Origin of the sequence: Streptomyces botrytidirepellens (assembly GCF_003721215.1) — a bacterium.
Taxonomy (GTDB): Bacteria; Actinomycetota; Actinomycetes; order Streptomycetales; family Streptomycetaceae; genus Streptomyces; species Streptomyces himastatinicus.
This window is the reverse complement of the sequence record NZ_RIBZ01000857.1, coordinates 1-24,059: the sequence shown is the minus strand read 5'-3', so window position 1 is coordinate 24,059 and position 24,059 is coordinate 1. Positions and strand designations below refer to the sequence as shown.

25 protein-coding genes are annotated in these 24,059 nt (G+C 73.1%); 14 read left to right on the top strand and 11 right to left on the bottom strand.

The genetic code is table 11. The features are described from left to right. Positions 1-999: aminotransferase class I/II-fold pyridoxal phosphate-dependent enzyme (locus EEJ42_RS45675; RefSeq protein ID WP_123108030.1), on the top strand; the 999-nt coding region annotated here is incomplete at its 5' end. Positions 1,000-1,022: 23 nt separating this feature from the next. On the opposite strand, the gene EEJ42_RS45670 is transcribed toward EEJ42_RS45675, so the two are convergent. Continuing rightward, positions 1,023-1,970: a DMT family transporter gene (locus tag EEJ42_RS45670; protein WP_123108029.1), complete on the bottom strand. Its 948-nt coding sequence runs from the start codon at positions 1,968-1,970 to the stop codon at positions 1,023-1,025. Positions 1,971-2,044: 74 nt separating this feature from the next. On the opposite strand from EEJ42_RS45670, the gene EEJ42_RS45665 reads away from it, so the two are divergent. After that, complete coding sequence (locus EEJ42_RS45665) at positions 2,045-2,950, top strand: LysR family transcriptional regulator (protein WP_123108028.1); 906 nt, start codon at positions 2,045-2,047, stop codon at positions 2,948-2,950. A gap of 65 nt (positions 2,951-3,015) precedes the next feature. On the opposite strand, the gene EEJ42_RS45660 is transcribed toward EEJ42_RS45665, so the two are convergent. After that, complete coding sequence (locus EEJ42_RS45660; protein WP_123108027.1) at positions 3,016-3,483, bottom strand: pyridoxamine 5'-phosphate oxidase family protein; 468 nt, start codon at positions 3,481-3,483, stop codon at positions 3,016-3,018. A 34-nt stretch (positions 3,484-3,517) separates the two neighbouring features. On the opposite strand from EEJ42_RS45660, the gene EEJ42_RS45655 reads away from it, so the two are divergent. Continuing rightward, positions 3,518-4,189, top strand: coding sequence for a cysteine hydrolase family protein (locus EEJ42_RS45655; RefSeq protein WP_123108026.1), 672 nt, complete (start codon positions 3,518-3,520; stop codon positions 4,187-4,189). Here EEJ42_RS45655 and EEJ42_RS45650 read toward each other — a convergent pair. Beyond that, positions 4,176-4,670: a Rieske (2Fe-2S) protein gene (locus EEJ42_RS45650; protein WP_123108025.1), complete on the bottom strand. Its 495-nt coding sequence runs from the start codon at positions 4,668-4,670 to the stop codon at positions 4,176-4,178. The genes EEJ42_RS45655 and EEJ42_RS45650 overlap by 14 nt on opposite strands. A gap of 194 nt (positions 4,671-4,864) precedes the next feature. Between EEJ42_RS45650 and EEJ42_RS45645 the strand changes: the two genes are divergently transcribed. From EEJ42_RS45645 to EEJ42_RS45615, 7 genes are all read left to right on the top strand, one after another. Next, positions 4,865-6,466, top strand: coding sequence for a Re/Si-specific NAD(P)(+) transhydrogenase subunit alpha (locus tag EEJ42_RS45645; RefSeq protein WP_123108024.1), 1,602 nt, complete (start codon positions 4,865-4,867; stop codon positions 6,464-6,466). 6 nt (positions 6,467-6,472) lie between these two features. Beyond that, positions 6,473-7,909 (top strand): Re/Si-specific NAD(P)(+) transhydrogenase subunit beta, encoded by a 1,437-nt coding sequence (gene pntB / locus EEJ42_RS45640; RefSeq protein WP_123108023.1) that lies wholly within the window; start codon positions 6,473-6,475, stop codon positions 7,907-7,909. A 77-nt stretch (positions 7,910-7,986) separates the two neighbouring features. Next, on the top strand, positions 7,987-8,811 hold the full coding sequence (locus EEJ42_RS45635) for a HipA family kinase (protein ID WP_123108022.1): 825 nt from the start codon (positions 7,987-7,989) through the stop codon (positions 8,809-8,811). After that, positions 8,808-9,203: a DUF3037 domain-containing protein gene (locus EEJ42_RS45630; protein ID WP_039936624.1), complete on the top strand. Its 396-nt coding sequence runs from the start codon at positions 8,808-8,810 to the stop codon at positions 9,201-9,203. The genes EEJ42_RS45635 and EEJ42_RS45630 overlap by 4 nt, the downstream gene beginning before the upstream one ends. 146 nt (positions 9,204-9,349) lie before the next feature. Continuing rightward, positions 9,350-10,111: a 3-oxoacyl-ACP reductase FabG gene (gene fabG / locus EEJ42_RS45625; RefSeq protein ID WP_123108021.1), complete on the top strand. Its 762-nt coding sequence runs from the start codon at positions 9,350-9,352 to the stop codon at positions 10,109-10,111. 19 nt (positions 10,112-10,130) lie between these two features. Next, complete coding sequence (locus tag EEJ42_RS45620; protein ID WP_123108020.1) at positions 10,131-10,895, top strand: SDR family oxidoreductase; 765 nt, start codon at positions 10,131-10,133, stop codon at positions 10,893-10,895. A gap of 153 nt (positions 10,896-11,048) precedes the next feature. Beyond that, a complete protein-coding gene (locus tag EEJ42_RS45615; RefSeq protein WP_123108019.1) occupies positions 11,049-11,744 on the top strand; it encodes a uracil-DNA glycosylase in 696 nt (231 codons plus the stop codon). Here EEJ42_RS45615 and EEJ42_RS45610 read toward each other — a convergent pair. Further along, a complete protein-coding gene (locus EEJ42_RS45610) occupies positions 11,729-12,136 on the bottom strand; it encodes a DUF3224 domain-containing protein (RefSeq protein WP_123108018.1) in 408 nt (135 codons plus the stop codon). The two genes, EEJ42_RS45615 and EEJ42_RS45610, sit on opposite strands and share 16 nt — an antisense overlap. A 108-nt stretch (positions 12,137-12,244) precedes the next feature. On the opposite strand from EEJ42_RS45610, the gene EEJ42_RS45605 reads away from it, so the two are divergent. Next, positions 12,245-13,216 (top strand): helix-turn-helix transcriptional regulator, encoded by a 972-nt coding sequence (locus EEJ42_RS45605; protein ID WP_484422029.1) that lies wholly within the window; start codon positions 12,245-12,247, stop codon positions 13,214-13,216. Positions 13,217-13,310: 94 nt separating this feature from the next. Continuing rightward, positions 13,311-13,772, top strand: coding sequence for a hypothetical protein (locus EEJ42_RS45600; protein WP_123108016.1), 462 nt, complete (start codon positions 13,311-13,313; stop codon positions 13,770-13,772). A 14-nt stretch (positions 13,773-13,786) separates the two neighbouring features. Here EEJ42_RS45600 and EEJ42_RS45595 read toward each other — a convergent pair whose 3' ends face one another. Continuing rightward, on the bottom strand, positions 13,787-14,296 hold the full coding sequence (locus EEJ42_RS45595) for a DinB family protein (protein ID WP_123108032.1): 510 nt from the start codon (positions 14,294-14,296) through the stop codon (positions 13,787-13,789). Between the two features lie 41 nt (positions 14,297-14,337). Further along, positions 14,338-14,973: a TetR/AcrR family transcriptional regulator gene (locus EEJ42_RS45590; RefSeq protein WP_123108015.1), complete on the bottom strand. Its 636-nt coding sequence runs from the start codon at positions 14,971-14,973 to the stop codon at positions 14,338-14,340. 87 nt (positions 14,974-15,060) lie between these two features. Between EEJ42_RS45590 and EEJ42_RS45585 the strand changes: the two genes are divergently transcribed. Both EEJ42_RS45585 and EEJ42_RS45580 read left to right on the top strand, forming a co-directional pair. Further along, complete coding sequence (locus EEJ42_RS45585) at positions 15,061-15,294, top strand: hypothetical protein (protein WP_184503583.1); 234 nt, start codon at positions 15,061-15,063, stop codon at positions 15,292-15,294. 33 nt (positions 15,295-15,327) lie between these two features. Further along, positions 15,328-16,230 (top strand): Gfo/Idh/MocA family protein, encoded by a 903-nt coding sequence (locus tag EEJ42_RS45580; RefSeq protein ID WP_123108014.1) that lies wholly within the window; start codon positions 15,328-15,330, stop codon positions 16,228-16,230. On the opposite strand, the gene lnt is transcribed toward EEJ42_RS45580, so the two are convergent. Genes lnt through EEJ42_RS45555 form a run of 5 tightly spaced genes read right to left on the bottom strand, consistent with a single transcriptional unit; the run spans position 16,205 to position 23,874 of the window. Further along, positions 16,205-17,809, bottom strand: a complete 1,605-nt coding sequence (gene lnt / locus EEJ42_RS45575) for an apolipoprotein N-acyltransferase (protein WP_246097854.1) — start codon at positions 17,807-17,809, stop codon at positions 16,205-16,207. The two genes, EEJ42_RS45580 and lnt, sit on opposite strands and share 26 nt — an antisense overlap. Further along, the gene (locus tag EEJ42_RS45570) at positions 17,806-20,247 is read right to left on the bottom strand and encodes a SpoIIE family protein phosphatase (protein WP_123108013.1); all 2,442 of its coding nucleotides are present in this window, start codon (positions 20,245-20,247) and stop codon (positions 17,806-17,808) included. The genes lnt and EEJ42_RS45570 overlap by 4 nt, the downstream gene beginning before the upstream one ends. 37 nt (positions 20,248-20,284) lie before the next feature. After that, positions 20,285-21,298: an ABC transporter permease gene (locus EEJ42_RS45565; protein WP_123108012.1), complete on the bottom strand. Its 1,014-nt coding sequence runs from the start codon at positions 21,296-21,298 to the stop codon at positions 20,285-20,287. Positions 21,299-21,337: 39 nt separating this feature from the next. Beyond that, positions 21,338-22,852: a sugar ABC transporter ATP-binding protein gene (locus EEJ42_RS45560; protein ID WP_123108011.1), complete on the bottom strand. Its 1,515-nt coding sequence runs from the start codon at positions 22,850-22,852 to the stop codon at positions 21,338-21,340. Beyond that, positions 22,849-23,874 carry a sugar ABC transporter substrate-binding protein gene (locus EEJ42_RS45555; RefSeq protein WP_246097853.1) on the bottom strand — a complete coding sequence of 342 codons (1,026 nt, stop codon included), beginning with the start codon at positions 23,872-23,874 and terminating at the stop codon, positions 22,849-22,851. The genes EEJ42_RS45560 and EEJ42_RS45555 overlap by 4 nt, the downstream gene beginning before the upstream one ends. Positions 23,875-24,059: the final 185 nt, after the last annotated feature.

Here is a 24,059-nt window from a genome sequence, read left to right as displayed (position 1 = left end):
CTCGCGGAGGCCGCGGCGCGCGCCGCCGACGCCCCCACGCTGTACGGCGCGCCGGGGGTCGCCCCCGGCATCGGCGAGTCGGCGCGGGCCGCCTTCGACGCGGACGGCGTGCCGGACGGGCCCGTCGCCGTCACTTCCGGCGCGCTCGACGCCATCGAGCGCGTCCTCGCCGCCCATCTGCGGCCCGGTGACGCGGTGGCCGTCGAGGACCCCGGCTGGGGCAGTGTGCTCGACCTGATCCCGGCGCTCGGGCTGCGCACCGTTCCCGTCGGGGTGGATGACGACGGGCCGCTGCCGGAGGGGGTGGAGCGGGCGCTGCGCCGGGGGGCGCGGGCGCTCGTCGTCACCGACCGGGCGCAGAACCCGACGGGCGCGGCGGTGAGCGCGGCGCGCGCCCGCGAGCTGCGTGCCGTCCTCGCCGGGCACCCCGGCGTGGTGCTCATCGAGGACGACCACGGCCACGGCATCGTGGACCTGCCCCTGCACCCGCTCGCGGGCAGCACGGACCACTGGATCCTGGTCCGTTCCACCGCCAAGGCGTACGGCCCCGATCTGCGCCTCGCGGTGCTCACCGGCGACGCCGTCACCCTGGACCGGCTGCGCGGACGGCAGCGCCTCGGCCCCGGCTGGGTCAGCCATCTGCTCCAGGACGCCGTGACGCATCTGTGGCGCACCGGCGCGGTGGACGTGGCGGCGGTCGCGGCGTCGTACGACGTGCGCCGCGACGCCCTGGTGAGGGCGCTGCGGGAGCGCGGAGTCGCCGCGCACGGGCGCAGCGGGATGAACGTCTGGGTGCCGGTGTCCGACGAGACGGGCGCGGTGGCCCGCCTGTTGTCCTCGGGCTGGGCGGTCGCCCCGGGCGCCCGGTTCCGGGTGGCCTCGGGGCCGGGGCTGCGGCTGACGGTCTCTCCGCTGAGTGCCGGTGAGGTGGCCGGGGTCGCCGACGCCGTGGCGTCGGCGGTGGTCAGGGGGCCGGCCCCGGCGGGGCGGGTGGACTGATGGGGGCCGTGCTTCCCGGGGGCTTACCGGCGCTGGGTGAGAGCCGCGCCGACGAGGATGATCAGGGCGCCCACCGGCGTGTTCCAGCTGAGGTGTTCGCCGAGTATCAGCACGCCTGCCGCCGTGGCGATCACCGGAACGAAGTACGTCACCATCATCGCCGTCGTCGGACCGACCTCCGCCACCAGGCCGTACTGGATCAGGAAGGCGACACCGGTGCCCAGGGCGCCGAGGGCGAGCACCGAGAGCAGGGGGAGGACCGGGAAGGCGTCGGGAGCCGGGGCGGCGAGCGGCGCGGCCACCGCGAGTTGGACCGTGCCGAGCAGCAACTGGCCGGAGGACATGGCCAGATGGGAGTTCCCGGTTCCGGCGAGCGTGTGGCGCACGTAGGCCCAGCCGATCGCGTAGCTGAGCGAGGCGATGAGCGCGAGTGCCGTGCCCACCGGGTCCTGGCCGGAGAAGCCCTGCCACGCGCCCAGCACGGTCAGGACACCGGCGAAGCCGAGGCCCAGCCCCGCGACGCGCTGCCGGGTCGGGCGGTCGTCGGAGACGACGGCCACGGCGACGACCATGCCCCACAGGGGCGAGGCGGCGTTGCAGATCCCGGCCAGGGTGGAGGGGATGGTCGTCTCGGCGTAGGCGAAGAGCGAGAACGGCAGGGCGTTGAGGAAGAAGGCGGCCACGGCCAGATGGCCCCACACCCGGGCCCCGCGCGGCAGCCGCTCCCGCTTCGCCACCAGGACCGTCAGGAGGACGGCGGTGCCGAACACCATCCGGCCGAGCGTGACGTACAGCGGTGCGAACGCCTCGGTGCCCACCTTGATGAACAGGAAGCTGAAGCCCCAGACCAGGGCGAGCACGCCGAAGCGGATCCGCCAGTCGAGCAGCCTCCGTGGGCGGGCGGCGGGTGCGGCGGGCTGCTCGGCGGCGGGGGCGGGCGCCGCGGTGGTCGCTGAGGTCATGGCCTTCATGGCGTCTACATTGCGGGCTACAACGTCTTAGAACAAGCGAGAATTCATGTGCGTTATCGCGTAGCATTGCTTACATGAACCTGGATCGCCTGCGCACCTTGTACGCCGTGGCCCGGCACGGTTCCGTGAGCGGCGCCGCCGAAGGACTGCACGTGACCACCTCGGCCGTCTCCCAGCAGCTCTCGAAGCTGGAGAGGGAGACCGGGCAGCAGTTGCTCGCCAAGAACGGCCGCGGGGTGCGGCTCACCGACGCCGGGCGGCTGCTCTCCGACCACGCGGCGCGGATCCTGTCCCAAGTGGAGCTGGCCCAGGCGGACTTGGAGGCCCAGCGCGGACATGCCGTCGGCGAGCTGCTGCTGGGCGCGTTCCCGACCGCCGTCCGCGGCCTCTTCCCCGCCGCGCTGGAGCGGATGCGGGCCGAACACCCGCAGCTGCGCGCCCGGTTGCAGGAGATGGAGCCCGACGAGTCGGTGCCCGCGGTGGTGCGCGGCGACATCGACCTGGCGGTCGTCCTCGACTGGTACAACAAGCCCCTGCCGGTGCCCGGCGGGCTGGTCAAGGCGGCGCTGCTGGACGACCTGGTGGACGTGGCGATGCCCGCGGACCATCCCTTCGCCGATCGCAGCGCGGTCGAGCCGGAGGACTTCGTGGACGACGAGTGGGTGTCCTGGCCCGAGGGCGGGTTCTGCTACGACTGGCTGATGGTGACCCTGCGCGGCAAGGGCATCGAGCCGCACATCCGGCACACCGCGCGGGAGCACCAGACCCAGCTCGCGCTGATCGCCGCCGGGCTCGGGATCGGCGTCATACCCCGGCTCGGCCGGGGCCCGGTGCCCGAGGGGGTGCGGATGGTGCCGGTGAGCCCGCCCACGATGCGCCGCCACGTCTACGCGATCTGGCGCGCCGACGCCGACCGCAGGCCCTCCATCCGCGCGGCGGTGGACGTGCTGCGGTCGGTGGGGGAGAAGATCGTCGACTGACCGGCATGCTGGGCGCGTACGGCGCGCCCAGGCTGCCGTACGACTCGGACTCCCGTACGGCGCGCTCAGCCCTGGGGCAGCTTGCGGAAGTCCCAGGAGCTGACCGTGTCCGGGGTCAGCCGCAGCCACGCGTGGCGCCCGTCGTGCGGCATGGCGTCAAGCCCGAAGTACTTCGCCGCGAACATCCGCTCCGGCGCGTCGAGTTCGGGGCACGGCGCGCCCGAGCGCGGGGCCTCGCCGACGAAGACGGCCTCGCCGCTCAGCTCGGCGCCGCGCAGCTCGCCGTAGTCGTGCCCGTCGTCGACGATCACCGCGAGCCGTGGATCGCGGCGCAGCTCGGCCCAGCGGCGGCTGCGGGTCAGGGAGTAGAGCCACAGGGCCGTGCCGTCCCAGGCGAACCACAGCGCGCTGAGGTGCGGCCGCCCGTCCGCGGACACGGTCGCGACCCGGCAGGTGCGCTGTTCGGTGAGGAAGGCGTCCAGCTCGGCCGGGGTCATCATGATGCGGCGTCCCCGCCGCTGGGTGACGGTCATCCGCACAGAATCGCGACTCTTCCTTCCAAAGGCAATGGCCGTTACCCTCCCGGCGCGAGAAGCCCGGGAGGCCACCGTGTCGCTGTCCGAACTGCTCCGCCCCGAGGGCTGCGCCCTGCTCACCGTGGAGTGCCAGCGCGGCGTCGTGGGCCCGGGCAGCGCCCTGCCCGAACTCGCCGCCGAGGCCCGGGAGTCCGGCGCGCTCGGGCGTGTCGCCCGGCTGGTGTCGGCCGCCCACGACACGCGCGTCACCGTGCTGCACGCGGTGGCCGAGCGGCGCGCCGACGGGCGCGGCGCGAACCGCAACGCGCCGCTGTTCCGGGCCGCCGAGCGGCTGCCGGTGCGGCAGCTCACCGGGAGCGAGGCGGTACGGATCGCCGACCCCGTCCCGGTCGGCGCGGAGGATCTGCTGGTGCGGCGGCTGCACGGCCTGTCGCCGCTCGCCGGGACCGACGTGGACGCGCTACTGCGCAACCTGGGCTGCCGCACCCTGGTCATCGTCGGCGTGTCGGCCAATGTGGCGATACCCAACACGGTCTTCGACGCGGTCAACCTCGGCTATACGGCCGTGGTGCCCGCGGACGCCATTGCCGGGGTGCCCGCCTCGTACACCCCGGCAATGGTCCGTCACACCCTCGCCCTCGTCGCGACCGTCACCTCGACCGAGGACGTGATCGCCTGCTGGCAGGCGATCAGGCCATCTTGATCGAGGTGCCCTCCACCTTGATCTTGGCGCCGGGCAGCGCCTTCGTGGCCGGTCCGCCCTTCGGGCTGCCGTCGCTGATGTCGAACTTGGACTGGTGGCACGGGCAGTTGATGGTGCCGTCCGACACGTCGCCGACCGAGCACCCCTGGTGGGTGCAGATCGAGGAGAACGCCTTGAACTGCCCCGAGGACGGCTGGGTCACCACGACCTTGTGATCCTTGAAGACCATGCCGCCGCCCTCGGGGATCTGGGAGGTCTTGGCCAGCTCCATCCCGCCCCCCGACGTGTCGCCTCCCGCTCCCGCCGCGCCCGATTCGGCCCCGGCCGACTCCTGTGCGGAACCGGCGTTCTGCGAGCTGCCCGAGTCGCTGCTGTCTTCCTTACCGCAGGCGGTGAGGGCGGCGGCCAGCCCGGCCGCTCCGGCAGCGGAGACGACGGCGCGACGGGTGGTGCCCCATCCGGTGGTTTCCGGCTGCGTCATGGTGGTGCCTCCTGATCCAGGGACGTTTCGATTCCATACGCGGCCCGGCGCTCCAGCGTTCAACCGTCGCTCGGCCTGTTGTCGATCCGGGCAGGGTCGAACACGAAGGGATCCGGGCACCGATGGATGGACAGGCACGCGAAGCGCCGGGCGGACGGGCCCGGCGCCGGGACGTCGACGGTGAGAGGAAGACGATGGCCGCACCGGAACCGGAAGTGCAACGCAGACGGATCGGCATACCCGCCGAGTCCACCCCGGGCGAGACCAGGGTGGCGGCGACCCCGGCCACCGTGGGCCGACTCGCCGAGCTGGGGTACCACGTGATCGTCGAACCGGGCGCGGGAGAGGCGTCCCGCTTCTCCGACGCGGCCTACGAGGAGGCGGGAGCCGGCCTCGGGGACCCCTGGTCGGCGCCGGTCGTCCTGAAGGTCAACGGACCCTCCGGCGAGGAGATCGGGCGGCTGCGCGACGGGGCGACCCTGATCGCGCTCATCGGCCCCGCGCTCCACCCGGAACTGGTCGAGGAACTGGCCCGGCGGCCGATCACCGTACTGGCCATGGACGCCGTCCCGCGCATCTCGCGCGCCCAGTCCCTGGACGTCCTGAGCTCGATGGCGAACATCGCCGGGTACCGGGCCGTGGTCGAGGCCGCGCACGCCTTCGGCCGCTTCTTCACCGGTCAGGTGACCGCCGCCGGCAAGGTACCGCCGGCCAGGGTGCTGGTGGCCGGAGCCGGGGTGGCCGGACTCGCGGCGATCGGCGCGGCGCGCAGTCTCGGCGCCGTGGTCCGCGCCACCGATCCCCGGCCCGAGGTCGCCGAGCAGGTGCGCTCGCTGGGCGGGGAGTTCCTGGAGGTGCGGCCCGAAGAGTCCGCACCGTCGGAACAGTCCGCACAGCAGGTCAGCAGCGACGGTTACGCCAAGGCCACCTCGGACGACTACAACCGGCTCGCCGCGCGGCTGTACGCCGAGCAGGCCGCCGACGTCGACATCATCATCACCACCGCACTCGTCCCCGGCAGACCGGCGCCGAAGCTGATCACCGCCGAGGACGTGGCGCGCATGAAGCCCGGCAGCGTGATCGTCGACATGGCCGCGGCCCAGGGCGGCAACGTCGAGGGAACGGTCGCCGGAAAGGCGGTCGTCACCGGCAACGACGTGACGATCATCGGCTACACCGACCTGCCCGGCAGGCTCCCGGCCCAGGCGTCGCAGCTGTACGGCACCAACCTCGTCAACCTGATGAAGCTGCTCACCCCCGGCAAGGACGGCCGGCTCGTCCTCGACTTCGACGACGTGGTGCAGCGGTCGATGACCGTGGTCCGCGACGGCGAGAAGACCTGGCCGCCGCCACCGGTGCAGGTGTCCGCCGCGCCCACACCCGCCACACCCACGCCCGCCGGGGCACCGGAACCCGCCACACCCCCGGGCCCAGCGGCCGGGTCCACACGGTCCGCGCGGTCCGACTACGCCCTCGTCGGCGCCGGAGCGCTCGCCCTCTTCCTGGTGACCGCCTTCTCACCGCACCAGCTCATCGGCCACTTCCTGGTCTTCGTCCTGTCGATCGTGGTCGGCTTCTACGTCATCGGAAAGGTGCACCACGCGCTGCACACCCCGCTGATGTCGGTCACCAACGCGATCTCCGGGATCGTCGTGGTCGGCGCGCTGCTCCAGATCGGGCACGCGCACACCGCCGTCACCGTGCTGTCGTTCGCCGCGATCCTGCTGGCGAGCATCAACATCTTCGGCGGATTCGCCGTCACGCGCCGCATGCTCGGCATGTTCTCGAAGGGCTGATCGCGGATGACCACCACCACGGCCGCACAGGCCGCCTACGTCGTCGCCTCGCTGCTGTTCATCCTGAGCCTCGCCGGACTCTCCCAGCACCGGACCTCCCGCTCCGGAGTGGTCTGGGGCATCGCGGGCATGGTCATCGCGCTGGCCGCCACCATCGGGCTGGCCTCCCGGAGCATCACCGCCGCCGGTCTGGTGCTGATCGCCGTCGCCACGGCTGTCGGCGCGGGCATCGGACTGTGGCGCGCCCGCGTGGTCGAGATGACGGGCATGCCGGAACTGATCGCCGTCATGCACAGCTTCGTCGGCCTCGCCGCCGCGCTCGTCGGCTGGAACGGCTACCTCGACGTCGACGCCGAGCTGACCGGTTCGCTGCTGCGCATCCACCACGCCGAGGTCTTCCTCGGCGTGTTCATCGGCGCCGTCACCTTCACCGGCTCGGTCGTCGCGTACCTGAAGCTGTCGGCGCGGATCAAGTCCCGGCCGCTGATGCTCCCCGGCAGACACGCCCTCAACCTCGGCGCGCTCGCCGCGTTCGCCGTGCTCACCGTCGCGTTCGTCGCGCGCCCCCACATGGGACTGCTCATCGCGGTCACCGTGCTGGCCCTGGCCCTCGGCGCGCACCTGGTCGCCTCCATCGGCGGCGGTGACATGCCGGTGGTCGTCTCGATGCTCAACAGCTACTCCGGCTGGGCCGCAGCGGCCTCGGGCTTCCTGCTCGCCAACAACCTGCTGATCGTCACCGGCGCGCTGGTGGGCTCTTCCGGCGCCTACCTCTCGTACATCATGTGCAAGGCGATGAACCGCTCCTTCCTCTCGGTGATCGCGGGCGGCTTCGGGGCCCGGACGGTGACGAGCGGCGACGCCGGCGACCTCGGGGAACACCAGGAGATCAGCGCGGAGGACACCGCGGAACTGCTGCGCGACGCCTCCTCGGTGATCATCACCCCGGGCTACGGCATGGCGGTAGCCCAAGCCCAGTACCCGGTCGCGGAGCTCGCGCGCAAACTCCGCGACCGCGGCATCGAGGTGCGCTTCGGCATCCACCCGGTCGCCGGCCGGCTGCCCGGGCACATGAACGTGCTCCTTGCCGAGGCCAACGTGCCCTACGACATCGTCCTGGACATGGACGAGATCAACGACGACTTCGCCGCCACCTCGGTCGTCCTGGTCATCGGCGCCAACGACACCGTCAACCCGGCGGCCACCGACGACCCGGCCAGCCCCATCGCCGGGATGCCGGTGCTGCACGTGTGGGAGGCGGCTCATGTCGTCGTCTTCAAACGCTCCATGGCGGCCGGGTACGCGGGCGTGCAGAACCCGCTGTTCTTCCGGGAGAACAGCCGGATGCTCTTCGGCGACGCCAGGCAGCGGGTGGACGCCATCCTGAGCAGCCTCGACGCCACCGACGCACCGGCCGCGGCCATGGTGGGCACGGCCAACTGAAGCCGCCCGACGAGCGGTCCGCGCAGGAGAACGGCGGAGTCGGCCGTCCGCGCCGTGCGCACCGATAGCCTGGGCGGATGCTCCCTGAAGTCACGGCCACCCGCTATGTCACGCCCTTGCGTGAGGGCGGGTCGCTCCCCGGCATCGTCGAAGCCGACGATTTGGGCACGTATGTCATGAAGTTCATCGGCGCGGGCCAGGGCCGCAAGACCCTCGTCGCCGAGGTCATCTGCGGACAGCTGGGCCGCCGCCTGGGGTTGCGCGTCCCGGAGTTGGTGCGGATGCAGCTCGACCCGGTGATCGGGCTGAGCGAGCCGGACGAGGAGGTGCAGGACCTGCTCAAGGCCAGCGGCGGGCTCAACCTGGGCATGGACTACCTGCCCGGCTCGCTCGGCTTCGACCCGCTGGCCTTCGAGGTGGGCGCGGCGGAGGCCGGACAGGTGGTGTGGTTCGACGCGCTCATCGGCAACGTGGACCGGTCCTGGCGCAACCCCAACCTGCTGGTGTGGCACGGCAACCTGTGGCTCATCGACCACGGCGCCACGATGATCTGGCACCACAGCTGGCGCGGCCTGGACGCGGCCGCCACCAAGCCGTACGACGCCTCCGAGCATGTACTCGCCCCCTTCGCCCCGGATGTGGCCGCGGCCGCGGCCGCGCTCGCGCCGCGGATCACCGAGGAGCTGCTGACCGAGGTCACCGCCGACGTCCCCGACGCCTGGCTGGCCGACGAGCCCGGCTTCGACGGCCCGGACGCGGTGCGCCGCGCCTATGTGCGGGTGCTGCTGGAGCGGGCCGCGGCGATCGGTGAAAGGATCACGCTCGGGGAGCGCTCCGGTGACGGGCCGTCGAAGGCTCCCGACTGGCTGCGCGTATGGGTCGACGGAAAGGCAGCGAAGTGAGCGGGCTGCACCAGGGCCGGGATGTGTTCGAGTACGCCGTGGTGCGGGTCGTTCCCCGGGTGGAGCGCGGTGAGCTGATCAACGCGGGCGTCGTGGTCTACTGCCGCGCGACGTCCTTCGTGGCGGCCCGCACCCATCTGGACGAGACGCGGCTGCTCGCGCTCGACCCGTCGGCGGACGTGGCGGGCGTACGGGCCGCGTTGCACGCCGTGGAGGGCGTCTGCCGCGGGGGAGAGCAGGCCGGTCAGGCGGCCGGGGACGAGCCGGGGCGGCGGTTCCGCTGGCTGGTCGCACCGCGCTCGACCGTCGTCCAGCCGGGGCCGGTGCACACCGGGCTGACCACGGACGCGGAGGCGGAGGTCGAGCGGCTGCTCGACCTGTTGGTGCGCTGACGGGCGAGGGTGAGCAAGGGCATCACAGCGGGTCGTTGACAGTGGGCGGCGGGCCTCATAGCGTCTCGATCGCAGAAGCGACTAAGCGGTTGCTCACCCCCCGGTGCCGGGACGGTGCGCCGCTACCCGAGGCGAGGAGAACCCGCATGTCCACCAACGAGCAGCGTGTCGCCATCGTGACGGGCGCGGCCCGCGGCATCGGCGCGGCGACCGCCGTGCGACTGGCCGAGGAGGGCCGCGCCGTCGCCGTGCTCGACCTCGACGAGGCGTCCTGCGCGGAGACCGTGGAGAAGATCACCGCGGCGGGCGGCAAGGCCATCGCCGTGGGCTGCGACGTGTCCGACGCGGGGCAGGTGGAGGCCGCGGTCGGGCGTGTCGCCGAAGAGCTGGGCGCGCCGACGATCCTGGTGAACAACGCCGGTGTGCTCCGCGACAACCTGCTCTTCAAGATGAGCGAGTCCGACTGGGACACGGTCATGAACGTGCATCTGCGGGGCGCGTTCCTGATGTCGCGCGCCTGTCAGAAGCACATGGTGGACGCCGGGTTCGGACGGGTCGTCAACCTCTCCAGCAGCTCGGCGCTCGGCAACCGCGGTCAGGTCAACTACTCCGCCGCCAAGGCCGGTATGCAGGGCTTCACCAAGACCCTCGCCATCGAGCTGGGCAAGTTCGGCGTCACCGCCAACGCCGTGGCGCCCGGCTTCATCGCCACCGACATGACCGCCGCGACCGCCGAGCGCGTCGGCATGGGCTTCGACGACTTCCAGAAGGCGGCCGCGAGCCAGATCCCGGTGCAGCGCGTCGGGCAGCCGGAGGACATCGCGAACGCCGTGGCCTTCTTCACCGGGGACGCGGCCGGGTTCGTCTCCGGCCAGGTGATGTACGTGGCCGGCGGCCCGCTCAACTGATCAGGAGCCTACGAACCCCATGACCAAAGAGATCGCATCGGACAGCGGCAAGGCCGCGCTCGTCACCGGGGCCAGCCGCGGCATCGGCTACGGCATCGCCGAGGCGATGGTGGCGCGCGGCGACCGGGTGTGCATCACCGGCCGCAACGAGGACGCCCTGAAGGAGGCCGTCGAGCGGCTGGGCGCCGACCGGGTGATCGGCGTCCCCGGCAAGGCCCATGACGAGGCGCACCAGGCGGTGGCCGTCGAGCGCGCGATGGAGGCGTTCGGGCGCGTCGACTACCTCGTCAACAACGCCGGTACGAACCCGGTCTACTCGCCCATCGCCGATCTCGACCTCGCGGTGATACGCAAGGTCTTCGAGACCAACGTCGTCTCGGCGCTCGGTTTCGCCCAGCAGACCTGGAAGGCGTGGCAGAAGGAGAACGGCGGCGCGATCGTCAACATCTCCTCGGTCGCCGGGATGACGCCCTCGCCGTTCATCGCCGCGTACGGCGTGTCCAAGGCCGCGATGATCAACCTCACGCAGCAGCTCGCCCACGAGTTCGCGCCGGGCGTGCGGGTCAACACGATCGCCCCCGCCGTGGTGAAGACCAAGTTCGCCACCGCCCTGTACGAGGGGCGGGAGGAGGAGGCCGCCGCGGCGTATCCGCTCGGGCGGCTGGGCGTGCCGGAGGACATCGGGGGCGCGGCCGCGTTCCTCACTTCCGACCAGGCCGCGTGGATCACCGGCCAGACGCTCGTCGTGGACGGCGGTGTCTTCCTCAACGCGGGCGTCGGCTGACCGTCACCGCCCAGCCCGGCGCCGCCACGCGGCGGGCCCGGCACCGCTCCCGGTGCCGGGCCCGCGCCCGTGATCCCCGCACCGCGTGAGGCGCTGTCAGTGGCCGCCGGTAGGTTCGTGCCCGTGAACGGAACACGACCGGAGGTTGTTGACGTGGCCTACGAGCTGCCCGAGTCCTGGCGCGGCGTCCTCGGCGAGGAGCTGGAGAAGCCCTACTTCAAGGAGCTCACCGACTTCGTCGAGGAGGAGCGGGCCAGGGGGCCGGTCCACCCGCCGCGCGACGAGGTGTTCGCCGCCCTGGAGGCCACGCCGTACGACCAGGTGAAGGTGCTGATCCTCGGGCAGGACCCGTACCACGGCGAGGGCCAGGGGCACGGGCTGTGCTTCTCGGTGCGGCCGGGCGTCAAGACGCCGCCGTCGCTGCGGAACATCTACAAGGAGATGAAGGAGGAGCTGGGCCACCCCATCCCGGACAACGGCTATCTGATGCCGTGGGCCCGGCAGGGCGTCCTGCTGCTCAACGCGGTGCTGACGGTCCGCGGCGGCGAGGCCAACTCCCACAAGAGCAAGGGGTGGGAGAAGTTCACCGACGCGGTGATCCGGGCCGTGGCCGCCCGCCCCGACCCGGCCGTCTTCGTCCTCTGGGGGAATTACGCCCAGAAGAAGCTGCCGCTGATCGACGAGGAGCGGCACGCGGTGGTGAAGGGGGCGCACCCGTCGCCGCTGTCGGCGAAGAAGTTCTTCGGATCGCGCCCCTTCACCCAGATCGACGAGGCGGTGAAGGCCCAGGGCCACACGCCGATCGACTGGCGCATCCCGAACCTCCAGCCGTCTCAGCCCAGCTCGTAGTCGAAGGCGTACGACACCGCCTTGATGCCCTGCGGGGCGGTGAAGGAGCCCGCACCGGTGAGCCCGGCCAGCTCGCCGGTGCCCGAGCCCGGCACCACCTCGAAGGCGCACGTCACCGTGCCGTCCTCGCCGAAGGTGCCGTGCTGGGCGAGGACGAAGCTGCCCCTGCGGCCGTCGAGCTGCCCGTCCACCAGCTCATGGCCCGAGAAGGCACCGGTCTTGTCGGCGAGGTAGACGATGGCGTACTGACAGGTCGTGCCGGACGCCGTGATCGCGCCCGAGTAGCCGTTGGTCACGGTGGCGTGGGCGAGCTTCGCCCCGCCCGCGGCCTCCCCGACCGGCTTCTCCTGCCAGTCGGCGAAGGTGAAGGTACCGGTGGCGTGCGTGGTCATGGCGGGTCCTTTCGATCAGGCCGTGCGATCAGGCCGTGCGCTGGTGTGGGACTACTCTGCCCGCCGTACCTGACATCTTCTGTCAGGTACGGGCGCACAATGGACCGCATGCGTGCCGACCGCCTGCTTTCCCTGCTCCTTCTGCTCCAGAACCGGGGCCGGATGACCGCGCCGGAGATCGCCGCGGAGCTGGAGGTGTCGGTCCGTACCGTCTACCGTGACATCGACGCGCTGAGCGGATCCGGCGTACCGGTCTACGCCGACCGTGGCCCCGCGGGCGGCTACCGGCTGCTGGACGGCTACCGCACCCGGCTGACCGGACTCACCGGCGACGAGGCCGACTCGCTCTTCCTCGCCGGAATGCCAGGACCGGCCGCCGAACTGGGCCTCGGCGCGGACCTCACCACCGCCCAGCTCAAGCTGCGGGCCGCGCTGCCGCCCGAGCTGGACGAGCGCTCGCGCCGCATCCAGGAGCGCTTCCACCTCGACGCGCCCGGCTGGTTCCGGGACGCCGAGCCGGTGCCGTACCTCGCGGCGGCGGCCGAGGCCGTCTGGCGGCGCCGGGTGCTGCGGGTGCACTACCGGCGCTGGCGCGGCGAGGTGCACCGCGATCTGCACGCGCTCGGGCTCGTCCTCAAGGGCGGCATCTGGTACCTGGTGGCCAGGGCGGAGGACACCATCCGCAGCTACCGGGTGGCGCGGATCCTGGCCGCCGAGGTGCTCGGGGGGGTCTTCGAGCGCCCCGCCGGGTTCGATCTCGCCGCCTACTGGCAGGAGTCGGCGCGCGCCATGGAGGCGGCGCGTTTCCGGGGCGAGGCCGAACTGCTGCTGACCGAGCGGGGCTTGCGGCTGCTGCCGATGAAGTTCGGCGCGGTCGGCGCGGTGGCGGCCGCCGCTGCGGGCCCGCCCGACGCCCGGGGGCGGGTGCGGGTGGCGCTGCCCGTGGAGTCGCTGCCCGTGGCGGTCGACGACATGCTGCGGCTGGGCACCGACGCCGAGGTGCTCGGACCGCCCGAACTGCGCACCGCCGTCGCCCGCGCCGTCACCGAACTGGCCGAGCGGTACGGGCCGCCGGACTGACCCGATGGGCCCGCCTGACGGGAGTGGTGCGGCTCGCCGGTTAGCGTCGGCCACAGGCGGGGGGTACCGGCGGTTGCGCAGGCGGGAGGACCGGATGGGCGACGTACGGCGGGAGGCGCCGGAGGACGACGCCGTGCTGACCCGGATCGGGCAGGCGGTCATGCTGCACCGGGGCGGTGACCGCGAGGAGGCGCGCAACCGGCTGGCCGCGCTGTGGCGGGAGATCGAGGGCGACGGCGACCCGTTCCACCGCTGCGCCCTCGCCCACTACCTCGCCGACACCCAGGACGATCCGGCCGATGAGCTGCTGTGGGACCTGCTGGCCCTGGCCGCGGCCGACGGGCCCGGCGCCCGCACCCCCACCCCCCGGCTGCGCGCCCTCTACCCGGCCCTCCACCTCAACCTGGCCGCCGACTACGCCAAGCTCGGTCAGGAGGCGGCGGCCCGCGGCCAGCTGGAGCTGGCCCGGGCGAGCGCGGGCACGCTGGGCGACGATCCGTACGGGGACCGGGTACGGGCGGCGATCGCCCGGCTGGCGCAGCGGCTCGCGCTCTGACGGACCCTGGTGGATCAGTCGCCCGTGGCGCCGTCGATGCGCTCGCGGATGAGGTCGGCGTGGCCGTTGTGGCGGGCGTACTCCTCGATCATGTGGAGGTAGATCCAGCGCAGGTTGTACTCCTCGTGGCGGTCGCGCCGAGTGACGACCTTGTCCAGGGAGTGGCATGCGGCGGCCGCGCGGGCCTCGGCGACCTCGTCCCGCCAGATCGCGAAGGCGGCCTCGCCGGTGTCCGCTTCGGTGACCCGGAAGTCGCCGTCCTGATCCTCCTCGCTGTACCAGATGGGCGGCGCGTCCTGACCGTCCAGGACCCGCCGGAACCAGCCGCGCTCGACCTCGGCCATGTGCCGGACGAGCCCGAGCAGGGTGAGCCCGGACGGCGGCGCGGAGGCCTCGCGCAGCTGCTTGTCGTCGAGCCCCTCGCATTTGAGGGCCAGGGTCGCGCGGTGGAAGTCCAGCCACCCTTCCAGGCTGGTGCGTTCATCGCCGGTGGTGGGCGCCTCTTGGCGTTCGGCAGTCGTCATGGCGAGCATCATGAGGCCCCGGCTCCCGGTCGCGCCACGGATTATCGGCCCAGCATCCCGCGCAGCAGCTCCTCGAACCCGGCGCGCAGCGCCGCGCGTTGGGGCATCGCGGCGTGGTCGGCCCCGGCCGCGCAGCTGAACATCTGCCCCTCGCACCAGGCGACCAGCGACTGGGCGTGCCGCCGTGCTTCGGCGGATCCCACGGCGGTCATCAGCGCCTCCAGCGGCTCGCGGAAGCCGCGCCCCGCCGCGTCGTAGAACTCCCGCAGTTCGGGGCGGCGGGTCGCCTCCAGCGCCAGTTCGTACCGCGCGATCAGCAGCTCGGGCGCTTGGGTGAGCGAGCGGTGCAGCGCGAGGGCGAGCGCGTCGGCCAGCGGCGGAACAGGATCGATGGCGGGATCGCCGGGGCCGTCGCCCGGCGTGGGCATCTCGCCGGGCCCCAGCACCCGCGCCTCCCGCTCGGCCAGCCGCCGGACGGCCGCCTTGAGCAGGGCGGCGCGGGTACGGGCGTGGTTCGACGTCGAGCCCGGCGGGAGCCCGGCCGCCTCGTCCACCGCGCGGTGCGTCAGCCCTCGCATGCCGCGCCCGGCCAGCAGGGCGAGGGCGGTGTCGGCGATCAGCTCGGCGCGGGATCCACCCGGTGCGGGGGCGCGGGCGGGGGTGTGATCAGCGGTCATACGGCCAACCTACCCTCCGTACTACAGGTGTAGTAGCCTCGGTGTTACTACACCTGTAGTGACCGGGAGGGATCATGGAACAGCCCCGTGCCGTCGTCATCGGCGCCGGAGTCGGCGGGCTCACCGTGGCCGCGGCCGTCGTACGCCGCTCCGCGCGCGCCGCCCCGCGCGATCTCCCTGACCAGCGCCCCCGCCGTGGCCCTCCGCGACACCGTCGTCGCCGCCGCCACCCGCCTCGCCCCCGGGCTGCTGCTGCGCGGCTTCGACGGCATCGCCGACTGGCGCCCCCGGCCCCGACGACCCAGAAGCCGTCCTGAGTAGGGTGGACACGGCCACCGAACACCAGGAGGCAACGTGAGGGTCGGCTGCATCGGACTCGGCGACATCGCGCAGAAGGCCTATCTGCCCGTGCTCATGGCGCGGCCCGGGGTGGAGCCGCATCTGCACACCCGCACCCCCGCCACCCTCCAGCGGGTCGCCGACACCCACCGGGTGCCCGGGGCCCAGCGGCACACCACCCTGGACTCGCTGCTCGCGGCGGACATCGACGCCGCGTTCGTCCACGCCCCGACCGCCGAGCACGCCGGGCTCGTCACCCGGCTCCTCGACGCCGGGGTGGCCACCTACGTCGACAAGCCGCTCGCGTACGAACTCGGCGAGAGCGAGCGGCTGGTGCGGCTGGCCGAGGACCGCGGCGTCGGCCTGATGGTCGGCTTCAACCGGCGCTACGCCCCCGGGTACGCGCAGTGCCTGGACCATCCGCGCGATCTGATCCTGATGCAGAAGAACCGCGTCGGCCTCCCCGAGGACCCGCGCACCCTCGTCCTGGACGACTTCATCCACGTCGTCGACACCCTGCGCTTCCTCGCCCCCGGCCCGGTCGACCACATCGACGTGCGGACCAGGATCCGCGACGGGCTGCTGCACCACGTCGTCCTCCAACTGTCCGGCGACGGGTTCACCGCGCTCGGCGTGATGAACCGGATGAGCGGCTCCACCGAGGAGATCCTGGAGGTCTCCGGCCAGGACACCAAGCGGCAGGTGACCAACCTCGCCGAGATCACGGACCACAAGGGACAGCCGAGCGTGCGCCGCCGCGGCGACTGGGTACCGGTCGCCCGGCAGCGCGGCATCGAGCAGATCACCGACGCCTTCCTCGACGCCGTGCGCACCGGCAGGCGGCTCGATGCCGCGGACGCGCTACGCACCCACGAACTGTGCGAGCGGGTGATCAGCGACGCGCTGACGGGCGCCTGAGCACCCGGACCGTCTCCACCGCCCCGTACGCGGCGAGCGCCGCCAGCGCCCCGTACACCGTCAGCGGCCCGGTCCGCACATACGGGCTGGTGCCCTCCGCGAGCGGCACCGAGTAGACCTCCGCCGCGCTGGTGTCCGTACCCATGCGGTCGCCCACCGGCTCGCCGCGCGGGCCGAAGACCGCGCTCGTGCCGGTCAGCGTCGCGTGCACCATCGGCCGCCAGGTCTCCGCGGCGCGCAGCGCGGCCAGCGTGGCGTGCTGCTCGGGCGCCCAGCTCTGCTGGAACGTCGAGGTCGCCGACTGGACGACCAGCACCTGCGCCCCGTGCCGCGCCAGATTGCGGCTCATGTCCGGGAACGCCGACTCGAAGCAGACCTCCGGCCCGATCCGCAAGGCCCCAGGCAGCCGCATCACCGTCTGTTCCGTGCCGCGGTGCCGGTCCTCACCGGCCGCCTTGCCCACCGAGGTGGCCCAGCCCAGCAGCGCCCGGGCCGGGATGTACTCGCCGAACGGCACCAGCCGCATCTTGTCGTAGCGGTCGCCGGTCGGACCGTCCGGGCCGATCAGCACCGAACTCTTGTAGATCCCCGGCCGGTCGCTGCGCCGCGCGTCCACGTTGACCAGCAGATCCGCGCCCACCGAACGGGACAGCGCGCCCAGCCGCTTCGCCAGCCCCGGCCGGTCGCCCAGATCCGCGCCGACGCTGCTCTCGCCCCACACCACGAGGTCCGGATGGCGGGCCGCCAGCTGCCGGGTCAGCTCGACACTGCGCTCGAGACGCGGCTCCGGCCCCTTGATCACCCCGGGCTGCACCACCGCGATCCGCTGGGTCCCGGTCTCCTCCGGCACCGGCGCCCACGCCCACACCCCGGCCGCCGCCGCACCGCACGCGGTGAGCCCGGCCACCGCGACGGTACGGGCCCGGGGCGGCGTGATCAGTACGGTGAGCGCGACGTTCACCAGGACCAGCAGGAAGCCGACCAGCCACACCCCGCCCACCGATACCAGCCGCAGCGCGACGGGCACCTGCCACTGGCTCGCCCCGAGCAGCGCCCAGGGCCCGCCGAGGTACTGCCAGGACCGTACGAGCTCGGCCAGCAGCCACGCCGACGGCAGCAGCACCAGCGCGGCGCCCACCCGGGCGGGCCCCGGACGGCCGTGCAGCAGCCGGTGCGTCAGCGCGCCGAACGGCACCCACAACAGCCCCAGCAGCAGCGCCAGCAGCACGATGAACACATGCAGGCTCGGCATCAGCCAGTGGTGCGCCGCGAGCAGGAACCCGGTCCCGCCCAGCCAGCCGTCGTACGCCGCCCGCCGGATCGTGGGCGCCGAGCGCGTCAGCAGCAGCCAGGGCACCAGGGCGACGTACGCGAACCACCACAGCGACGGCGCGGGAAACGCCAGCGCGGGCAGCGCGCCCGCGAGCACCGCGGCGCCGCCGCGCACCCACCGGGAGGCGAGCCGCCGCCTCCACACCTCTCCGCGCACGCCGGATGCCCCCCTCCCGTTGGCATAGGGCCAGTGTGCGGGAGGAAACCGATCATGGATAGGGCGGAGACGCGCCGGAGCGTGCCTCATGCCGGATCCGGGAGGTCTTGCTCGGCCCAGATGAGCTTGCCGCCCTCGGTGTAGCGGGTGCCCCAGCGGCGGGTCATCTGCGCGACCAGGAACAGCCCGCGGCCGCCCTCGTCGGTGGTGCGGGCATGGCGCAGCCGCGGGGAGGTGCTGCTGGTGTCCGCGACCTCGCAGATCAGCACGTCGTGCCGGATCAGCCGCAGCCGGATGGGGCCGGTGCCGTGCCGTATGGCGTTGGTGACCAGCTCGCTGACGATCAGCTCGGTGGTCATCACCAGCTCCTCCAGGCCCCATTCGGCGAGCTGGTGGACGGCGAGCGAGCGGGCGTTGGCGACCACCGCCGGGTCGTGGGGCAGGTCCCAGGAGACGACGTGCCCGGCGCCCAGTGTGTTGGTACGGGCCAGCAGCAGCGCCACGTCGTCCGACTGCGGTCGGGTCAGCAGGGCGTCGACGACCGTCGAGCACAGCTCCTCCAGCGGCAGTCCGGGCTGGGCCAGGGCGTTGCTCAGCCGGCCGAGCCCGACGTCGATGTCCTGGTCGCAGGTCTCGATGAGGCCGTCCGTGAACAGCGCGATCAGACTGCCCGCGGGCAGCTCCAGCTCCGCCGACTCGAACGGCAGCGAACCGAGCCCCAGCGGGGGACCGGCGGGCAGCGGCGGGTAGGAGACCGCGCCGCCGGGGTCCACCACCGCGGGCGGGGGGTGCCCGGCCCGGGCCATCGTGCACCGCCGGGTGACCGGGTCGTACACCGCGTACAGACACGTGGCGCCCAGCACCGCGGCGCCCACGCCCTCCTGGCCGGATTCCTCCTCGGTGAGCCGGATGACCAGGTCGTCCAGATGGGCCAGCAGCTCCTCGGGCGGCAGGTCCATGTCGGCGAGGGTGTGCACGGCGGTACGCAGCCGGCCCATGGTGGCGGCCGCGGTGATGCCGTGCCCGACCACGTCGCCGACCACCAGCGCCACCCGGGCCCCGGACAGCGGAATGACGTCGAACCAGTCGCCGCCGACGCCGTTGCGCGCGTCGGTGGGCAGATAGCGCGAGGCCACCTCCAGGGCCTGGCCGCCGGACAGGGCGTGCGGCAGCAGGCTGCGCTGGAGCGCGAGGGCCGCGGTGTGCTCGCGGCTGTAGCGGCGGGCGTTGTCCACGCACAGCGCGGCGCGCGTCACCAGCTCCTCGGCGAGCACCAGATCGTCCGGCTCGAAGGGGTCCGGATGCCGGGTGCGGACGAACGAGGCCACGCCCAGGATCGTGCCGCGCGCACAGATCGGGACCACCATCAGGGAGCGCATCCCGAACTCGCGGACCTTCCGCGCCCGGGCCGGGTCGTCGCCGGTCCACGCGCCCAGCGAGGCGTCCAGCTCCGGGTCCAGGATGGCCTCCCCCTCCAGGAAGCTGCACGCGAACGGCGACGCCGGGGAGATGGCGACCGCGTCCCCGGGCGCCGCGATGGACTCCGGGCAGCCCTCGTGGATGGACGCCTGCCCCGCCCGCCGGAACTTGGGCAGGAACCGGGTGCGCTGGGTCGGGGGCTCCTCGCCGCGCAGGACGGAGTCCAGCAGGTCGACGGTGACGAAGTCGGCGAGCCGGGGCACCGCGAACTCGGCCAGCTCCTGTGCGGTGCGCATCACGTCCAGGGTGCTGCCGATGTGCTCGCTGGCCTCGCTGAGCAGGGCCAGCCGCTCCCGGGCCCGCCAGCGGTCGGTGACGTCGATGCCCATGTAGCAGACGCCGACCGGGTGGCCGTCCGCGTTGTCGAGGCGGAAGAAGGAGGTCGAGTACGCGTGCTCGTGGTGCGGCTCGGCCAGGGTCCAGCCCCGGTACTCGTAGTCGATCACCGGGACGCCGGTCTCCAGCACCTGGCGCATCTTCCCCTCCAGGGCCTCGGTGTCCAGGCCCGGCAGCGAGTCCGCCATCCGGCGGCCCAGCCGCTCGCCGCGCGGGACGCCGCCGTAGCGCTCCAGGGTGTCGTTCATCCACACGTACCGCAGGTCAGGGCTGAGCACGGCCATGCCGATGGGGGAGCGGGTCAGGAACGCCTGGAGCAGCGATCCGCTGACCGCCCAGGTCGGGATCGTCGCCACGTCGATCGCCGAGATCAGCCAGCAGGTGCCGCCGCCGAGCCCGGTGACCGGGGAGACCCGCAGGCCCACCGCGAGCCGCCGGCCGGACTGGTGCCGGACCTCCAGCAGCCCGCCCCAGCCGCCGCGCTCACCGCACTGTTCGGCGATGGACACCGCCTTCGCGGCGTCCTCCGGCGCCGCCAGCAGCATCGTCCCGGGCCGCTTCAGCACCTCCGGCGCCGGATAGCCCAGCAGCCGTTCCGCCGCCGTGGTCCAGCCGACGACGGTCCCCGTGGCATCGATCAGGGCCGTCGCGGCATCGGCCATGTCGAAGGGGACATGCGCTTCGGTCGGCGCGATTCCCTCGGGGATGGCCATCGCACCCGTCCCATCTGCGGAGACATTTCCCTTAATACTATGACTCCTGGACCTCCCCGGTCGTCAGTCGTGCGACGACCAGGGCGAGCAGGATGATCCCGCCGTAGATCGCCTGGATCCAGAAGGACGACACCTGGGCGAGCGTGAGCAGGTTCTCCAGCATGCCCAGCAGCAGGGTGCCCAGCAGCGCGCCCAGCAGGGAGCCCCGGCCGCCGCGGAGACTGATGCCGCCGATCACCGCGGCCGCGAACACCGTGAAGATCAGGCCGCTGCCCTGGTTGGCGCCCACCGCGCCGACCCGCCCCGCGATGACCAGACCGGCCAGCCCCGCCAGCCCACCGCCGACCACCAGGACCGTCCAGCCGACCCGCGCGGTGCGGATGCCCGCCGCCCGGGCGGCGGGGGCGCTGCCGCCGATCGCGTACACCGCGCGGCCGAGCCGGTGGTAGCGCAGGACGAACCCGGCCAGCGCGAAGCACAGCGCGGTCACCCACACCGAGACCGGCACCCCCAGCCACTCCCGCGAGCCGAGCACGAAGAACGCGTCCGGCGCGTCGAACAGCGTCTTGCCGGAGACCAGGCCGATCAGCACGCCGCGCAGCACGATGTTCATCGCGAGGGTCACGATGAACCCGTTGAGCCCGAGCCCCACGATCAGCGCCCCGTTGACCGCCCCCAGCCCCGCGCCCGCCAGCGGGATCAGCAGCAGCCCCACCCAGGTGGGCCACTCGGTGCCGAAGCCCGCCGAGGCGGCCGGGATGACGACCAGGAAGCCGAGGGCCGGGGCCAGGCCCGCGATCGACTCCAGGGAGAGGTCCATCCTGCCGCTGATCAGGATCATCGCCTCGGCGAGCACCAGCAGCCCGAGCGCCGAGGACGCCCCCAGGATGTTCACCAGGTTGTCCCGGTCGAGGAAGTCGGGGTTGCCGATCGCGCCGATGATCAGCAGCAGCACCACGGCGGGCAGCAGCGCCAGATCGCGGATCCGGACCGGGACGAGGCGCCGGGCGCGGCCGGTGCGCCGCGTGGCGAGGTCATTCGTCGGGTTCATGGGCGAGGTCGTTCATGGGGTCCATGGGCGCGGGTGCGGTCATTCATGGCCGAGGGTGACCCCTTCGATCGAGGCGACGAGTTCCCGGTCGGTCCAGCCCGCCCGGTGGGTGACGGTGACGAAGCCGCCCACCATCACCAGCACCCGGTCACAGGCCCGCAGATCCCCCAGCTGGTCGGAGACGATCAGCACCGCGCGCCCCTCGGCCCGGGCCCGCAGCGCGGTCTCCAGCAGATCGCGCTGGGACTGCACGTCCACCCCCGCCGTCGGGTCGATCAGCACCAGCACCCGGGGATCCGTGGCCAGCGCCCGGGCCATGACGACCTTCTGCTGATTGCCGCCGGACAGCGCGGTCACCGGCTGGGCCGGGCCCCGGGTGGTGATGCCGAGCCGCTCGATGGCGCGGCGGGCCACCGCGTCCCGGGCGGACGGCCGGATCAGCCCCCGGGGCCCGAGCCGGTCGCCGATGGGCAGCGTGATGTTGTCCGCCACCGACAGCTGCGGGATCAGCCCCTGCACCCGCCGGTCGCGCGGCACACAGCCGACCCCGGCGGCCAGCGCCGCGGTGACGCTGCCCAGCCGCAGCGGACGGCCGAAGACCTCGATCCGGCCGCCGGTCGGCCGGTGCAGCCCGGCCAGCGCCTCGCCCAGCTGATGGCTGCCGGACCCGGCGAGCCCGGCCAGCCCCACCACCTCACCGGCCCCGACGGTGAGGCTGACGTCATGGAAGGACGCGCTGCTCAGCCGCTCGACCCGGACCGCCACCGGGCCCCGGGGGCATGGCCGGGGCGCCGCGCCGGGCCGGGCGGGGGCGGCCGGTTCGCCCGTCATCTTCTCGATCAGGGCCCGGGTGGGCAGCTCGCCGACGGGCGCGGTGACGATCCTGCGGGCGTCCCGGAAGACGGTGACGGCCTGGCAGACCTCGTACACCTCGCGCAGATGGTGCGAGATGTGCAGAAACGTGACCCCGGCGACCTGGAGCCGCCGCATGTGCGCGAACAGCCGCGCCGTCGCCCGGCTGTCGAGCTGCGCCGTGGGCTCGTCCAGGATGACGAAGCGGGTGCCCTGCGACAGCGCCCGCGCGATCTCCACCATCTTGGCGTCCTCGACGCTCAGATCCCCGGCCCGCGCGCCCTCGTGCACGGGGACGCCCCAGGCGTCCAGCAGCGCGCGGGCCCGGCGGCGGGTCCGCCGCCAACTGATCACCGAGGTGCGGGGGAGGACCGGCTGATGGCCCAGGAACAGGTTCTCCGCCACCGTCAGCTCGTTGATGATCGTGGACTGCTGGTAGACGCAGGCCACCCGGCGGCGCCAGGCCGCCCGGTCCGCGGCCGCGGGGGCGGCCGCGCCCTCGAACCACACCGTGCCCGCGTCCGGCCGCTCCAGCCCGGTGAGGACGGCCACCAGCGTCGACTTGCCCGCGCCGTTGCGCCCGACCAGGGCGTGCGTCTCGCCCGTCCGCACGGTGATCCCCGCCTCCCACAGGGCCACCGTCGGCCCGTACCGCTTCGTGATCCCGCGCGCCTCGCACAGCGGTGGCCGCCCGGTGGTCATCCGCGATTGCCCCACAGCGCGGGGTCGTTCACATTGGCCGGGGTCACCAGCGGGGCCGGAAGCTGATCCTCCAGGATGCCCTCGCGCACCTCGACGATGCGGCTGCCGTGATCGGTCCGCCCCTTCCGGAACGGCCTCCCGGCCATGGCCTGCTTGATGTAGACCATGGCGTACCGCGCGTACAGATCCGTGGGCTGGGACACGGTCGCGTCGATCCACCCCTTGCGGATCGCGTCCAGCTCCTGCGGGATCCCGTCGTTGGAGACGATCGCGATATGGCCCCGACGGCCTCTCGGACGCAGCGCCCGATGGCGCTGGAGCGTGCGCAGTGTGGGCGCCAGATACACGCCCCCGGCCTGGAGATAGATGCCCTTGATGTCCGGATTGGCGCTGTACAGCGCCTCCAGCCCGGCCGCCGCCTTGTCCGCCTGCCACCCGGCGGCGATGTCGAGGACCCTGATGTGCGGGTAGTGGCGGCGCATGCACTGGTCGAACGCGGCGGTGCGGTCCCGCCCGTTGACCGACGCCAGATCGCCCTCGATCTGCACCACCTTGCCGCGCCGCACGGCCCGCCCGAGGCTCCGGCACGCCTTCTCGCCGTACGCCCGGTTGTCGGCCCGGACCACGATCGCCACCTTGCCCCGGTCGGGCGCGACGTCGACCGCCACGACGGGGACCCGCCGCCGCTGCGCGGCCCGCAGCCCGGTGACGATGGCGGCGGAGTCGATGGGGGAGACGACCAGCCCGTCGATGTTCTGGGCGAGCAGATTGCGGATGTCGCTGACCTGGCGGCTGGCGTCGTTGTTGGAGTTCACCGTCGGCAGCACCCGGACGCCGACCTTGGCCGCCTGGCGCGGGATGTCGCGCTCGTACGCCTCCCAGAACGGCGAGGTCAGGAACGGCACCACCACCCCGACCCGCCGCCCGCCGCCCGATTCCTCGGAGCACCCCGTGGCGGCCGGGCCGCAGACCAGCACGAGGACCGCGGCGGCGGTGGCGAGGCGGTGGCGCGTCGTGCGCATCGTGCTCCCGGCTCCGGTCGTGGAACGGCTGTGGCGACCATAAGCCCGCCCGCCGTTCCGTCTCCCCGGGGCACGCCGCGGGGTCCCCGGCAGGGGGCACACCGATACCACCCACCGGCAGTGCGGCGGCGAGGGCGCGGGGCGTTTTCCCCTACCCGCCCCTTCCCGTAACCGGGGCTCCGCCC

Bases quoted from the DNA above. Each gene is read 5' to 3' on its own strand.
- EEJ42_RS45555 (WP_246097853.1), bottom strand. From the start codon at position 23,874: ATGCGCACGACGCGCCACCGCCTCGCCACCGCCGCCGCGGTCCTCGTG.
- EEJ42_RS45665 (WP_123108028.1), top strand. From the start codon at position 2,045: ATGAACCTGGATCGCCTGCGCACCTTGTACGCCGTGGCCCGGCACGGT.
- EEJ42_RS45650 (WP_123108025.1), bottom strand. From the start codon at position 4,670: ATGACGCAGCCGGAAACCACCGGATGGGGCACCACCCGTCGCGCCGTC.
- lnt (WP_246097854.1), bottom strand. From the start codon at position 17,809: ATGAGGCACGCTCCGGCGCGTCTCCGCCCTATCCATGATCGGTTTCCT.
- EEJ42_RS45570 (WP_123108013.1), bottom strand. From the start codon at position 20,247: ATGGCCATCCCCGAGGGAATCGCGCCGACCGAAGCGCATGTCCCCTTC.
- EEJ42_RS45660 (WP_123108027.1), bottom strand. From the start codon at position 3,483: ATGACCGTCACCCAGCGGCGGGGACGCCGCATCATGATGACCCCGGCC.
- EEJ42_RS45610 (WP_123108018.1), bottom strand. From the start codon at position 12,136: ATGACCACGCACGCCACCGGTACCTTCACCTTCGCCGACTGGCAGGAG.
- EEJ42_RS45590 (WP_123108015.1), bottom strand. From the start codon at position 14,973: ATGACCGCTGATCACACCCCCGCCCGCGCCCCCGCACCGGGTGGATCC.
- EEJ42_RS45655 (WP_123108026.1), top strand. From the start codon at position 3,518: ATGGCCGTTACCCTCCCGGCGCGAGAAGCCCGGGAGGCCACCGTGTCG.
- EEJ42_RS45560 (WP_123108011.1), bottom strand. From the start codon at position 22,852: ATGACCACCGGGCGGCCACCGCTGTGCGAGGCGCGCGGGATCACGAAG.
- EEJ42_RS45605 (WP_484422029.1), top strand. From the start codon at position 12,245: ATGCGTGCCGACCGCCTGCTTTCCCTGCTCCTTCTGCTCCAGAACCGG.
- EEJ42_RS45645 (WP_123108024.1), top strand. From the start codon at position 4,865: ATGGCCGCACCGGAACCGGAAGTGCAACGCAGACGGATCGGCATACCC.
- EEJ42_RS45620 (WP_123108020.1), top strand. From the start codon at position 10,131: ATGACCAAAGAGATCGCATCGGACAGCGGCAAGGCCGCGCTCGTCACC.
- EEJ42_RS45670 (WP_123108029.1), bottom strand. From the start codon at position 1,970: ATGAAGGCCATGACCTCAGCGACCACCGCGGCGCCCGCCCCCGCCGCC.
- EEJ42_RS45595 (WP_123108032.1), bottom strand. From the start codon at position 14,296: ATGACGACTGCCGAACGCCAAGAGGCGCCCACCACCGGCGATGAACGC.
- EEJ42_RS45635 (WP_123108022.1), top strand. From the start codon at position 7,987: ATGCTCCCTGAAGTCACGGCCACCCGCTATGTCACGCCCTTGCGTGAG.
- pntB (WP_123108023.1), top strand. From the start codon at position 6,473: ATGACCACCACCACGGCCGCACAGGCCGCCTACGTCGTCGCCTCGCTG.
- fabG (WP_123108021.1), top strand. From the start codon at position 9,350: ATGTCCACCAACGAGCAGCGTGTCGCCATCGTGACGGGCGCGGCCCGC.
- EEJ42_RS45600 (WP_123108016.1), top strand. From the start codon at position 13,311: ATGGGCGACGTACGGCGGGAGGCGCCGGAGGACGACGCCGTGCTGACC.
- EEJ42_RS45565 (WP_123108012.1), bottom strand. From the start codon at position 21,298: ATGAACCCGACGAATGACCTCGCCACGCGGCGCACCGGCCGCGCCCGG.